The sequence below is a fragment of the Undibacterium sp. RuTC16W genome, from assembly GCF_049339445.1.
Lineage (GTDB): Bacteria > Pseudomonadota > Gammaproteobacteria > Burkholderiales > Burkholderiaceae_D > Undibacterium.
Window position 1 is genome coordinate 106,912 of sequence record NZ_JBMPPE010000011.1, and the last position, 13,906, is coordinate 120,817.

General features: G+C 50.6%; 11 protein-coding genes and 1 other RNA gene. 5 read left to right on the forward strand and 7 right to left on the reverse strand.

Annotated elements, in window-relative coordinates:
- Positions 1 to 189: 189 nt before the first annotated feature.
- From cmk to gyrA, 7 genes are all read right to left on the reverse strand, one after another.
- The gene (gene cmk, locus ACO0K4_RS17955; RefSeq protein WP_422958049.1) at positions 190 to 858 is read right to left on the reverse strand and encodes a (d)CMP kinase; all 669 of its coding nucleotides are present in this window, start codon (positions 856 to 858) and stop codon (positions 190 to 192) included.
- Complete coding sequence (gene aroA / locus ACO0K4_RS17960) at positions 855 to 2,192, reverse strand: 3-phosphoshikimate 1-carboxyvinyltransferase (protein ID WP_422958050.1); 1,338 nt, start codon at positions 2,190 to 2,192, stop codon at positions 855 to 857. Before aroA ends, cmk begins: the two co-directional genes overlap by 4 nt.
- Positions 2,193 to 2,402: 210 nt before the next feature.
- Complete coding sequence (locus ACO0K4_RS17965; protein ID WP_422958051.1) at positions 2,403 to 3,353, reverse strand: prephenate dehydrogenase; 951 nt, start codon at positions 3,351 to 3,353, stop codon at positions 2,403 to 2,405.
- Positions 3,354 to 3,395: 42 nt separating this feature from the next.
- Positions 3,396 to 4,517 carry a histidinol-phosphate transaminase gene (gene hisC, locus ACO0K4_RS17970; protein ID WP_422958052.1) on the reverse strand — a complete coding sequence of 374 codons (1,122 nt, stop codon included), beginning with the start codon at positions 4,515 to 4,517 and terminating at the stop codon, positions 3,396 to 3,398.
- Between the two features lie 154 nt (positions 4,518 to 4,671).
- Positions 4,672 to 5,745, reverse strand: coding sequence for a prephenate dehydratase (pheA, locus tag ACO0K4_RS17975; protein WP_422958053.1), 1,074 nt, complete (start codon positions 5,743 to 5,745; stop codon positions 4,672 to 4,674).
- Between the two features lie 220 nt (positions 5,746 to 5,965).
- Positions 5,966 to 7,069, reverse strand: coding sequence for a 3-phosphoserine/phosphohydroxythreonine transaminase (gene serC, locus ACO0K4_RS17980; RefSeq protein WP_422958054.1), 1,104 nt, complete (start codon positions 7,067 to 7,069; stop codon positions 5,966 to 5,968).
- Between the two features lie 5 nt (positions 7,070 to 7,074).
- Positions 7,075 to 9,732 carry a DNA gyrase subunit A gene (gene gyrA, locus ACO0K4_RS17985; RefSeq protein ID WP_422958055.1) on the reverse strand — a complete coding sequence of 886 codons (2,658 nt, stop codon included), beginning with the start codon at positions 9,730 to 9,732 and terminating at the stop codon, positions 7,075 to 7,077.
- A gap of 272 nt (positions 9,733 to 10,004) precedes the next feature.
- Here gyrA and ACO0K4_RS17990 point away from each other — a divergent pair, with 272 nt between their 5' ends.
- The 5 genes from ACO0K4_RS17990 to ssrA all read left to right on the forward strand — a co-directional run bounded on the left by ACO0K4_RS17990 (position 10,005) and on the right by ssrA (position 13,649).
- Entirely contained in the window at positions 10,005 to 10,691 is a 687-nt protein-coding gene (locus ACO0K4_RS17990) for an OmpA family protein (protein WP_422958056.1), read from the forward strand.
- A gap of 285 nt (positions 10,692 to 10,976) precedes the next feature.
- Entirely contained in the window at positions 10,977 to 11,642 is a 666-nt protein-coding gene (gene ompA / locus ACO0K4_RS17995) for an outer membrane protein OmpA (RefSeq protein WP_422958057.1), read from the forward strand.
- A 151-nt stretch (positions 11,643 to 11,793) separates the two neighbouring features.
- Complete coding sequence (gene ubiG, locus ACO0K4_RS18000; protein ID WP_422958058.1) at positions 11,794 to 12,498, forward strand: bifunctional 2-polyprenyl-6-hydroxyphenol methylase/3-demethylubiquinol 3-O-methyltransferase UbiG; 705 nt, start codon at positions 11,794 to 11,796, stop codon at positions 12,496 to 12,498.
- Positions 12,499 to 12,556: 58 nt separating this feature from the next.
- Positions 12,557 to 13,234 (forward strand): HAD family hydrolase, encoded by a 678-nt coding sequence (locus tag ACO0K4_RS18005; RefSeq protein WP_422958059.1) that lies wholly within the window; start codon positions 12,557 to 12,559, stop codon positions 13,232 to 13,234.
- Positions 13,235 to 13,288: 54 nt separating this feature from the next.
- Positions 13,289 to 13,649: a transfer-messenger RNA gene (gene ssrA / locus ACO0K4_RS18010) on the forward strand.
- Positions 13,650 to 13,906 lie beyond the last annotated feature (257 nt).

Genomic DNA, 13,906 nt, shown 5'->3' on the forward strand with positions numbered 1-13,906 from the left:
GGCAAAAACGCTGTGTACACTGGGTTAGGTTAAACAAACCCGCACTGACTTTGCATCAGCACAGGCACTTCAGCATTGATTTCCAGAAGACTGATGCACCGGAAATCAATTGAATGCACAAATTGACAAATTAATTTACCGCCGACTGACCACATTTTCACTGACATTTTTTCCAGTGACGTTATTGAATTACCGGCTTGCTTCAGCGTATAAATCCAGCACGATCTGCACCGCCTGCTCGACTCCCATTGCTGAGGTATCGAGGATATACGCCCCTGGTGCGGGCTTGAGCGGCGCCGCAGTGCGGGCACTGTCTCTCGCATCACGCTCCGTCAAATCTTTTACCAAGTCTTCCATATTAGCAGAAAAACCCTTTTCAATCAATTGCTTATATCTTCTTGACGCACGCGCCTCAACACTTGCCGTAAGATAAATTTTTTGAGTGGCATCGGGGAAGATCACTGTTCCCATATCACGCCCATCCGCCACCAGTCCCGGGGGGTAGCGAAACGCCACTTGCAGGTCAACCAGCGCCTTGCGGACCTCAGGCAATACCGCGATCTTGGAGGCAGCAACACCGATTGCTTCCGCCCGCACGACATCGGTCACATCTTGCTCATCCAGCAACACATGACCATGCACAAAACGACAAGGCAACACTCTTGCCAGCTCAGCCAGCCTCGCTTCATCATCGAGCGCAATGTGATTTTGCTGTGCCGATAAGGCCGTCAGGCGATACAAAGCACCGGAATCGAGGTAATGAAAACCCAATTGCTTAGCGACGCGATGCGCTACCGTACCCTTACCTGAGGCAGTAGGCCCATCGATCGTAATGACTGGCACAGTCGGCATACTCAAAACAATTCCTTATGGTTGATTTTGGCAAACGCATCGAAATAATCAGGGAAGGTTTTCGCCACGCATTTAGGATCATTGATACGCATTGCAGCACCGCGGCGTGCAGCACCATCCAGAGTGGCCAGAGAAAAACACATGGCCATGCGGTGATCGTCGTAGGTATCAATAGTAGCAGGGTGGATCTCGGTAGGTGGTGTGACGGTCATATAATCAGCACCCTCTTCGACAATCGCCCCCAGCTTACGCAATTCTGTCGCCATGGCAGTGATACGATCCGTCTCCTTAACGCGCCAGCTGGCGATATTGCGCAAGGTCGTTGTGCCATTGGCATATAAAGCGGCAACCGCAATCGTCATTGCCGCATCAGGAATATGGTTAAAATCCATATCAATCGCTTGCAGCGCGCCATTCGACCGGGCTTCTATCCAGTTGTCGCCACGGGTGATTGTCGCACCCATTTTCTCTAGGGCTTCGGCAAAACGTACGTCGCCCTGGATGCTGTTCAGCCCCACGCCTTCAACCCGCACCGGCCCGCCAGCAATGGCACCGGCAGCCAGGAAATAAGACGCCGACGACGCATCACCTTCGACATGAATCGTCTGCGGCGATACATAACGCTGCCCCGTCGCAATCGTAAATGCCTGCCAGCCATCGCGCTGCACCATGACACCAAAACGCTGCATCAGGTTCAAGGTAATTTCGATATACGGTTTAGAAATCAACTCGCCAATCACTTCAATCGTCACATCATGGTCACGCGCCATCAGCGGCGCGGCCATCAGCAATGCCGTCAAGAACTGGCTGGAAACATTGCCTTTGACCTGCAAACGATGGGCATGAATATGACCGCGACGAATGTGCAGCGGCGGGAAGCCGGGATTGCCGGTGTAGTCAATCTGCGCACCAACTTGATTTAAGGCATCAACCAGATCACCGATCGGACGCTCGTGCATACGCGACACGCCGTGCAAGGTGTAATCGCCACCGATCACCGCGAGAGCAGCGACCAGCGGGCGAATCGCGGTACCCGCATTTCCCATAAATAAATCGGCCTGATGCTGCGGCAACACGCCGTCGGCTCCCGTGACCGTGTAGTTCTGCGTCGCGCCGTCCTGCGTCCACTGCACGCCTAATTTTTGCAAGGCATTCAGCATGACCAGGGTATCGTCAGACGCCAGCAACTCAAGAATTTGCGTCGTTCCTTGTGCCAGCGCCGCCAGCAACAAAGTCCGGTTAGAAATACTCTTAGAGCCCGGCAAACGCACCGTGCCTTGCGCCTGCATCACAGGATGTAAATCGAGGTAGTGCGGATAGTGTTTGGCTTGTTGGCTCATGCGGATGGTTTATATCGACTAAATAAGGTTGGAACGGATATGCATGCACATTCATTGCGCGCTTGTTATGCACTCATCATACTAAGAGAAGTACATACTCCTATCAGTATATTTTTATAGTCCGTATCATTGTTGCGGGATTAAGCATATTTTAAGTAAAAAATGGGGGAGTATTTATTTCAACGCATGACTGCATTGCTATAATCAAGCTCAGTCCCCACCCTCCTTGTTCTGCTTCTCGGCAGCTTCTATTGCCGTGATCCAGTTATGGCGCGCTGCCTGCGCATGACTATAAATGGATTCAATACCAGTCGCATCGGCATTCACCAGATGCTCACGCAGAATCGCCAGTCGCGCAGTGTAAGAGTCCAACTCCTGCAACATTGCACTACGGTTTGCCAGCGTAATATCTCGCCACATTTCCGGCGACGAACCGGCAATCCGGGTAAAGTCACGAAAGCCGCTGGCAGCATATTGAAACAAGGTGTCCGCATGCGGTTTGCGCGCAATATCATCCACCAGAGCATACGCCAGCAAATGCGGCAAATGACTGACCGAGGCAAACACCGCGTCATGCTCAGCCGGACTCAGATAATGAATGATCGCACCGCATTGCTGCCACGCGTACGCGACTCTGGCGACTGCCTCATCCGTATTCTCCGGCAAGCGCGTGATAACGGCTTTTTTTCCCACATACAAATCGACTAATGCCGCATCGGGACCGTTTTGTTCACGTCCCGCAATCGGATGCGCGGGAACGAATTGCGCAAGCTGATCGCCCATCACCAGCCTCGCCGCCTCGACTACATCGGACTTGGTACTCCCCGCATCAGTAACGACGGTGTCGGGCTGCAAATACGGCTGAATCGACGACAAAATTGTCGCCGTCTGTGCGACTGGCGCGGCGATCAGCACCAGATCGGCGTCACGTACCGCAGCGGCAGCAGAATCCGCAATCTCATCGATGATGCCAAGTTGCTGCGCGCGTTGCAACGAGGCCAGACTGCGGCCGACGCCAACCACATGCTCAACGACTCCCGCCTTTTTTAAGGCCAGAGCAAATGAGCCGCCTATCAGGCCAACGCCGAAAATAGCGACCCGTTTCAGCTGGTGTTGGATCGGCTGCTGCGCTGTCGGTTTCAACTTATCGTTACTCATCATCGCTTGTCATTAGCCATCATCAATCTCACAAATATCCAGCGATCAGGCAGCCAGTATTTCTTTTAAAGCAGAGATGAACACGGCATTTTCCTCCGGTAAACCAATGGAGATGCGCAGGAATTGTGGCAAACCGTAGTTACCAACCGGACGCACGATAATGCCGCGCTTCAAAAGTTCGAGATTAATACGCGCGCCAGCACTGTCTTCGTCACCGACTTTGACTAAAACAAAGTTACCGAAAGAAGGAACGAATGCCAGATTCAGTTCTTTAAAAGCCGTAGTCAGTTGCGCATATCCATCCGCATTCAGCTTCGCACTTTTTTGCAAAAACTCTGCGTCATTCAAGGCAGCAATCGCAGCGGCTTGTGCCATGGAATTAACATTAAACGGTTGGCGTACACGATTCAGTAAATCCGTGATGCCAGGCTGCGCGATCCCAAAACCGATACGCAAACCAGCCAGGCCATACGCCTTGGACATGGTGCGCGATACCAGCAAGTTAGGGAACTGTCTGACCCAGGCGATCGAGTCATATTGCAAGTCGGCGGCGAGGAATTCGTTATACGCCTCATCTAGCACCACTACGACATCCGCAGGCACTTCTTTCAGGAAGGCCTCAATCTCCGCCGCTGGCAAAAAGGTGCCTGTCGGATTATTAGGATTTGCAATGAAGACCAATCTAGTATCTGCAGTAATCGCCGCCGCCATTGCGGCCAGATCATGACCAAAATCTTTTGCTGCGACCACAATCGCACGCCCTCCAACCGCTTGCGTTACCAATGGATACACGGCAAATGAATACTGCGCAAACACGACCGACTGCCCTGGCTCAACAAAAGAATGCGCAGCTAATTCCAGTATGTCGTTACTGCCGTTACCTAAGGTAATCCAGTCCTGCGGCACATGGTATTTCGCCATGATCGCAGCTTTTAATTCAAAGCCATTCGCATCAGGATAACGTCCCAGATCAGCCGCCGCTTTGAGCATCGCTGCCTGTGCAGATTGCGGTACGCCGAGCGGGTTTTCATTTGATGCCAGCTTGACGATTTTTGATTCGTCCAGACCAAATTCACGCGCGACTTCAGAGATAGGTTTGCCGCCTTGGTAAGGGGCAATTGCGCGAACATAGGCGGGGCCAAATTCAGGACCAAATTGTATAGACATAGCAACTCCAAAAATTGTCCAGCGTCTGGCTGGATTGACAAAACAAATGATATTTTTAATTACATCACGCAATATCGGTGCGGGTTTCAAAGCATTTTTGACTTGAAAGGCGCATCTACGTTGCGGATAGCAAGTTCAATGTATTTTCTACGCGTTAAATCGTGCAAGGATAAGAGCCCAGTATTTTGAAAAATGCGGCATTGTCATTCAAGTCCGACATCGCCCTGGCAACTTTATCGTCCAGCACATGGCCTTCTACATCGACGTAAAAATAGTATTCCCAGTTGCCGGTGCGTGCCGGGCGTGATTCGAAGCGTGTCATCGAAACGCCGTGCTTGGACAAAGGCGCTAACAGGTTGTATACCGCACCGGCTTTATTCGGCACCGCCAGCACCAGAGAGGTCTGGTCCTTACCGCTTGGCGTTGTATGCAGACGCCCGATCACGGCAAAGCGGGTGCGGTTATGCGGATCATCCTGAATATGCGCACTGACCACACCGAGCTGATATTGCTGACCGGCGATTTCACTGGCGATAGCAGCCATCGTAGCGTCGCCACTGGCCATGCGTGCGGCTTCGGCATTAGATGCCATCGCTTGTCGTTCGATATGCGGATAATGCTGATTCAGCCAGGCCTGACATTGCGCCAAAGCTTGTGAGTGCGCGCAAATCCGCGTCACGCCATCCATATTACCGGTCTTGGTCATCAGACTATGCTGTACCGCAATCGCGAGTTCGCCGCTAATGGCGAGACTGGTTTGCAATAACAAATCGAGAGTGCGGTTAATCGCGCCTTCAGTTGAATTTTCTATCGGCACCACGCCAAAATCGGCGGTGCCTGCCTCGGTTGCACGGAACACTTCATCAATCGACACGCATGGCAAAGCCTGAATTGCATGTCCAAATTGCTGGTACACCGCCTGCTCACTGAAGGTACCGACCGGCCCCAGAAAAGCCACCACGACACGACGCTCCAGCGCACGGCAAGCGGACATGATTTCGCGGAAAATCAATTGGATATCCTGACTCGCTAACGGCCCCGGATTGCGCTCAGCGACACTACGCAGAACCTGCGCTTCACGTTCCGGGCGAAATACCGGTGCATTGGTCTCGGCCTTGACATGACCGACCTCTTCCGCAACACGAGCACGCTCATTTAATAAAGACAGAATTTGTGTATCGATGGCGTCAATTCTTTGACGCAAAGGGAGTAATTTATTATCGCTCATAAGAAACCTAAAAACCGTTTAGCGAGTTGATGAAAACGTCGCGGCGTAGTCACACTTCTACCAGTCACAGCATCCCCGCTGGTTAGCGTAGCGTGATGGTAATGATGCTCGCCTCTCTTCCGACTTTTGGTCGTTGTCCTTAGCGCCACGGTTTCCAGGTGATGGTGAATGCCATGCAAAGAAAGGGCTAAAGAGGAGAGGCTATCGGATCGCTCGCTGCTCAAGTATGAGCGCGGGCAAATTCTTTCATAAAACTAACCAAGGCTTGTACGCCTTCGATCGGCATGGCGTTATAAATCGAGGCGCGCATACCACCAACCGCTTTATGTCCCTTTAATTGCAGCAAGCCGTGTTGCTTTGCCTGCGTTAAAAATTCAGTATTCAAACTTTCATCACGCAAAAAAAATGGTATGTTCATGCGTGAGCGGCAATCCTTAGCAACCCGGTTGACATAGAAGTCCGACGCATCCAGATAGTCATACAGTAGTTGCGCCTTGGCGATGTTTTTCTGCTCCATGGCGGCAACGCCCCCCTGACGCTTCAGCCACTGGAACACCAGACCGGCAATATAAATCGCATAGGTTGGCGGCGTGTTGTACATGGAATCATTGTCGGCGACGATTTTCCAGTCGAAGGCTGAGGGACAAATTGGCAACGCATGACCGAGCAAATCCTCTCGCACGATGACGATGGTCAAGCCGGCAGGACCGATATTTTTTTGCGCGCCACCAAAGATCACACCGTATTTAGCAACATCAATCACACGCGACAAAATATGCGAGGACATGTCCGCCACAATAGGCGCATCGCCCGTGTCGGCACTCACATCCGGTGCGAAATGGTATTCAACGCCATCGATGGTTTCATTCGTACAGAGATGCACGTAGGCAGCATCTTTGGACAAGGTCCAGCTATCACGGGACGGTATCACAGTGTGTCCGTTCGCTTCGGCGGAGGCGGCGACATTCACCTTGCCGTATTTTTGCGCTTCTTTGATCGACTTGGCAGTCCACGATCCAGTATGGATGAAATCTGCGATTGCCGGTTGCGGTTTACGTCCCATCAGATTCATGGGAACAATCGCGTTTTCACCTAAACCGCCACCTTGCAGAAACAAAATTTTGTAATTGTCCGGCACCGCCAGCAGCTCGCGCAAATCGCTTTGCGCTGCGGCGATGATGGACATAAATTCCGGTCCGCGATGACTCATTTCCATCACTGACATACCGCTGCCATGCCAGTCCAGCATTTCTGCTGCGGCCTGCTGCAATACTTCTTTAGGTAATACGGCAGGTCCGGCAGAGAAATTGTAGATCGTTGTCATACAATTTACTCCGCAGCAGCTGGCTCGTCATTAGCGCCGGTATCAGCAGCCGTATCCGCACTTGCATCGGTATCTGGTTCGTCAACATCCGTTTCCACAATACGCTGCAAGCCAGATAGCTTGGTGCCATCTTCTACCGCGATCAAGGTAACGCCTTGTGTTGCACGACCCATTTCACGAATTTCTGAGACACGGGTACGTATTAGCACACCGCCGGTTGTGATGAGCATGATTTCATCATTGCTATCCACCAGTGTCGCCGCAACCACTTTGCCGTTACGTTCAGACGTCTGGATCGCAATCATACCTTTGGTACCACGACCATGACGAGTGTACTCGGTGATCGGCGTACGCTTACCGAAGCCATTTTCGGTCGCGGTCAATACCGATTGCTGTTCGTTCTCAGCCACCAACAGCGCAATCACTTGCTGACCTTCTTCGAGGTTCATACCGCGCACACCACGTGCCGTACGGCCCATTGGACGTACATCGTTTTCGTCAAAGCGCACTGCCTTGCCAGAGTCAGAGAACAACATGACATCGTGCTTACCGTCAGTCAGCGCGGCACCAATCAGGAAGTCACCGTCATCCAGATCCACCGCGATAATGCCGGCTTTACGTGGATTGCTGAAATCATTCAATGGCGTTTTCTTCACAGTACCAAGGCTGGTCGACATGAAGATGTAATGGTCTTCAGGGAAGCTGCGGTTATCACCCGACAATGGCAGAATCACTGTGATTTTTTCACCATCTTGCAACGGGAACATATTCACAATCGGCTTGCCGCGGGAGTTGCGTGAGCCTTGCGGTACTTCCCAGACTTTTAACCAGTACAGACGGCCACGGTTCGAGAAGCACAGGATGTAGTCATGCGTATTGGCGACAAACAATTGCTCGATCCAGTCATCATCTTTGGTCGCGGTCGCCTGCTTCCCGCGACCGCCGCGTTTTTGCGCGCGATATTCGGACAAAGGCTGCGATTTCATGTAACCGGTATGTGACAGTGTCACGACCATATCGACTGGCGTGATCAGGTCTTCTGTTTCGAGATCGGTCGCATTGTGCGTGATCTCGGAACGACGAACGTCTTTGTTACCTTCACCGTACTCATTGCGGGCAGCAGTCAATTCATCAGTAATGATGACCGTGACGCGCTCTGGCTTGGACAAAATATCCAGCAAATCAGCAATCACCGACATCACATCTTTGTATTCGTTGACGATCTTATCTTGTTCCAGACCAGTCAAACGTTGCAGACGCATCTGCAAAATTTCTTGCGCCTGATCGTCGGACAGCTTGTACAAACCGTCCTTTTGAATACCATAATGCTTCGGCAGATTTTCTGGGCGGAATGCATCGATACCGGCTGGATTGTCTGCCGCAGTCCGCATCAACATCTCACGCACCATGGAGCTGTCCCAGGCGCGATTCATCAATTCTTGTTTCGCTAAGGGCGGCGTCGGTGCTGCCTTGATGATGGCAATGAAATCATCAATATTGGCCAATGCAACCGCCAGGCCTTCCAGTACATGGCCACGTTCACGGGCTTTACGCAGCTCAAATACCGTACGGCGCGTAACCACCTCGCGACGATGCGAGAGGAAGCAATCCAGCATCTGCTTCAGGTTCAGCAGCTTAGGCTGACCGTTCACCAGCGCCACCATATTCATACCGAAAGTGTCTTGTAACTGCGTTTGCTTATACAGATTATTCAATACGACTTCTGGCACTTCACCGCGCTTCAACTCAATGACGACGCGCATACCGGATTTATCGGATTCATCACGGATGTCGGAAATGCCATCCAGCTTTTTATCGCGCACCAGCTCGGCGATACGTTCCAGCAGGGACTTCTTATTAACCTGGTAAGGCAGCTCATCGACGATCAGTGCAGTACGGTTTTCTTTACCAAATTCTTCAAAATGCGTCTTGGCACGCATGACCACACGACCGCGACCAGTACGGTAACCGTCACGCACACCGGATACGCCATAAATAATGCCTCCGGTAGGGAAATCTGGTGCAGGGATAATTTCGATCAGTTCATCAATCGTGCAGTCCTGATTGCGCAAGACATGCAAAGCCCCGTTGATGATTTCAGTAATATTGTGCGGCGGGATATTGGTTGCCATACCTACCGCAATACCCGATGCGCCGTTGATCAGCAGATTCGGGATACGGGTCGGCAAGACAGATGGTTCTTTTTCTTTGCCATCGTAGTTGGGAACGAAGTCAACAGTTTCTTTTTCAATATCGGCCAGAATTTCATTAGCGATCTTATCCAGACGGCACTCGGTATAACGCATAGCCGCCGCATTATCGCCATCGACAGAACCAAAATTACCCTGACCGTCGACAAGTGTGTAACGCAGAGAAAAATCCTGCGCCATACGCACTAATGTGTCGTAAATAGACGCGTCGCCATGAGGGTGATACTTACCCATGACCTCACCAACCACACGCGCACATTTAACGAACGGGCGGTTATACACGTTGTTCATTTCGTGCATCGCGAACAGAACGCGTCTATGCACAGGCTTCAAGCCATCACGTACATCCGGCAAGGCGCGGCCAACAATCACGCTCATGGCGTAATCGAGGTAGCTCTTGCGCATTTCTTCTTCAAGGGAAATCGGGAGTGTTTCTTTAGCGAATTGATCCATTGGCGGGCCGGCAATTTAGAGCGTGGTTAAATAACGATGCATTCAAAAAAACCATACAAATTCTCATCAAAAAAACAAGAGAAATGCAAATTAGGCATTTTTAGTGCTGAACTTCTGATTTTAACATGCTCGCCATATGAGCAACACCGTTTTTGAGCCAAGACCATATTCAGCCAAGTGTCGCCCAAATGACAGCAAGTGAGGAGCAAGTTATGTTGTAATCAGTTCATAACAATCACAAATACACAATTATTTATCCATACGGAGACAAAATGATTACAACGATTAAAACCTATGCCACCTGCTTGATTGCCTTGACGAGCCTGTCATGTCTTGCACAAACCGGTATCAAAGGGACCACGCCGAATAGCGCCTATGTCCAGGATGGTCGCGGCATCGTTGCAAGGAGCGCATTCGGACTGTGCTGGCGCACCGGTTACTGGACGCCTGCCGACTCTATTCCCGGTTGCGATGGCCCTTTATCAGTACCAGTAGTCACGCCAGTAGCGCCACCTATTGCCCCTCCTGTGCCAGTAGCTGCGCTCCCCGCACCAGCCAAACCCGCAGCACCAAAACGTTGCGATTTTGCAGTCACATTGCAAAATGATGAAACTTTTGCATTCAACAAAACCATTTTAAGTAACGCGGCCAAGCAAAAAATAGATGCAGAGGTCATGCCCAAACTCGCAAACTGCGCCAAAGTGGATCTGGTGATTGTGACCGGACATACCGATCGCATAGGCACCCAGCAATACAATCAAAAACTCTCTGAAAAGCGCGCCGACGTCGTAGCGGCCTATTTAAGTAGCAAGGGCATCAACGCCACGATAGACACGATGGGCATGGGTAAAACTCAGCAAATCATGTCGTGCGACGACAAGCTGGGGCAAGCCAAACTCGCTGAATGCCTGGCGCCAAACAGACGCGTTGTGATTGAAGGACGAGGTCTTGCCAAGTAAGACGCCCTGCCAATGACGCGCAATTGATGGCAATCTCAAGTATTTGCACCCAAACGTAGCAAGTTGCTAAAACACGACAAATTCACAAAATGTTACTTTGGCCATTTAACAATCTTAGCTTAGTGATACATCCTATGGCAAAATAGTAAGGTGTTACAACGCTATTTCATCTATGGTAATTTGATGATGAAATAGTATTGTCATCAAGCACGTGGTAGTATCCAGTTTTATGCAGTCAATTGCGCAGTTCATCTGCGGTAGGTAATCTCACCCGAGAGGAGAAATATGAAAAATTTAGTAAAACTCGTTATCGCAGCTTCCTCAGTAGCCGCTTTTTCAGTATCTGCACAAGATATGACAGATATCAAAGCAAGCACTCCAAATAGCGCTTATGTACAAGATGGTCGCGGCGTCATTGTGCGCGATCCATTCGGCCTGTGCTGGCGTACTGGCTACTGGACACCGGCTGACGCGGTTCCAGGTTGCGACGCTCCATTGGTCAAACCAGCACCAGTAGTTGCTGCACCGGCACCGGCACCAGAAGTAGCGCCTGCACCAGCACCGAAGCCAGTTGCTCCGCCAGCACCAACATCTGAGAAAGTTACTTTCGCAGCTGATGCATTCTTTGATTTCGACAAAGCAGTATTGAAACCAGAAGCAAAAGCAAAATTGGATGATATGGCATCAAAACTGAAAGGTATCAACCTGGAAGTTGTGATCGCTGTTGGTCACACTGACTCTGTAGGCTCTGATGCTTACAACCAAAAATTGTCTGTAAAGCGTGCAGAAGCTGTTAAAGCTTACCTGGTTAGCGCTGGTATCGAAGCGAACCGTGTCTACACAGAAGGCAAGGGCAAAAAACAACCAGTTGCTGATAACAAATCAGCAGAAGGTCGCGCTCAAAACCGTCGCGTAGAGATCGAAGTAGTCGGTACACGTAACGTTAAATAATTTTTCCGCCTGCGGGCGGTTAATTAAAAAAACCCCGCTTCAGCGGGGTTTTTTATTATGTACCCGTCATGAAGGCTTTCATCAAGTTGGACTACAATAGCCAACTTCACACGTAACAGCCTTACACCCTCTCACTTCAGGCATCTAAACTATGTCAACAGTTAACGTCGATCCGGCCGAAATTCAAAAATTCAGCGATCTGGCTCACCGCTGGTGGGATCCCAGTTCCGAATTCCGCCCCCTGCATGAAATCAATCCATTGCGCCTGGAATGGATCAACAGCCGCATACCGCTGGCAGGAAAAACAGTGATTGATGTCGGATGCGGTGGCGGCATACTTGCCGAATCCATGGCAAAAAAAGGAGCAAACGTCACAGGCATCGATCTCTCTGAAAAAGCACTCAAGGTCGCCGACTTACACGGCCTGGAATCTGGCATCAGTGTGCGCTATGAAAAAATCGCCGCAGAGGATATGGCAGCCCGTGAGACAGAGCGATTCGATGTAGTTACTTGCATGGAAATGCTGGAACATGTACCTGATCCGGCCTCAGTGATTCAGGCCTGCTATCGCATGGTCAAACCTGGTGGTCATGTATTTTTCTCCACGCTGAACCGCAATCTGAAGTCCTATGTATTCGCGATTCTGGGTGCAGAATACCTTTTGCAGCTGCTACCCAAAGGCACGCATGATTACGCCAAATTCATCACCCCAGCAGAATTGTCTCAGGCAATCCGCAATGCTGGCTTACAGGTTGAAGCCCTAAAAGGTATGGGCTATAACCCTCTGACGAAAATCTATTCACTCAATCAGGACACCAGCGTCAATTATCTGGTTGGCTGCACTCGTCCAGTTTAAATACCCTCACCTTCTTCCGCCGCGACTCCCGCTGCGGAAAATATCACCCCCATTCCTTATGCAAATTCCCCGCGCTATTTTGTTTGATCTTGACGGCACACTCGCCGATACAGCCCTCGATCTTGCCGCAGCAGTAAATCTGATGCGCAGCAAACGTCAATTGACCGAAGTTCCGTATCTCAGTTTGCGTCCCTTCGCCTCCGCAGGCGCCAGAGGCTTACTAGGCGCAGGCTTTGATATCAAACCAGAACATCCTGACTATGAAGCGATGCGAATTGAATTTCTGGCAAATTACGAGAGCGCTATTGCTGTACATAGCCAACTGTTTGCCGGCGTACCGCAGCTCCTGCAGGGCATCGAACAACTGGGCTTGCCATGGGGTATCGTAACCAATAAAGCCATGCGTTTTACTATGCCGCTACAACCCTTACTCGGCTTGCAAAATGCTGCCTGTAGTATTTCTGGCGACACGACACCGCATGCCAAGCCTCACCCTGCTCCGCTGTTCGAGGCCGCCAGACAAATCGATGTCAAGCCTGAGGATTGCTGGTATGTCGGTGACGACCTGCGCGACATACAGGCGGGACAAGCTGCGGGTATGTTCAGTATTGCCGCGGCCTGGGGATATTGCGGTGCCACCGAGCCAACCCACTGGAAGGCAGACGCCATTCTGGATTCACCTCTGGAGCTGCTAGAACTGATACGTGCCAAACATAGCCAGCGAACCGCCCCTTGAAATAATCAATATCTACCGCACTTCATAGTTACACGTTACAATAACGTTCTGTTTGGGGACGACCTGGTTTCGACAGGGGTTGCAAAGCAGCGCAGGGCATACCGAGGCCTGACTACCTCGTAAATACAATCAGAACTATATAACTGCAAACGATAACTCGTACGCATTAGCAGCTTAATTGCTTGCTAACTCTACACCGTCTCTTCCCTAGGGCGGGCTGGCAACAGCAGTAGAGTCATTCATAGGGAATCGTCTTAAGTTGGGTTACTTAGCTTTAGACTAAATAATAGGTGACTCGTCCAGCCGCAGCGTGTGCGTCCGCGTCGTCTGGATTAAATTAAATGGCAGCACTAAGTATGTAGAACTGTCTGTAGAGTGCTTCTGGACGCGGGTTCGATTCCCGCCGTCTCCACCATTAAATTGTTTTAAGAGTTCCCCAAAGTCCTGATTCTCTCTATGAGATTGGGACTTTTTTTATGCCGACGCCCGGCAGCAACCAGGACTCTTTGCAATTCGGTTCAATCCAAAAATCGCTATTTTTTCTAGCCTGATGCTTGGTAATTAATAAAATTAAAATGCTCATGGCAATGACAAGTTACCTAGAAGTAAAGTACGGTATCAAAAAGGGGCTTTGGCTCCTTTTTTATTGGGTAATTTGTTTTGGTAAGCGGT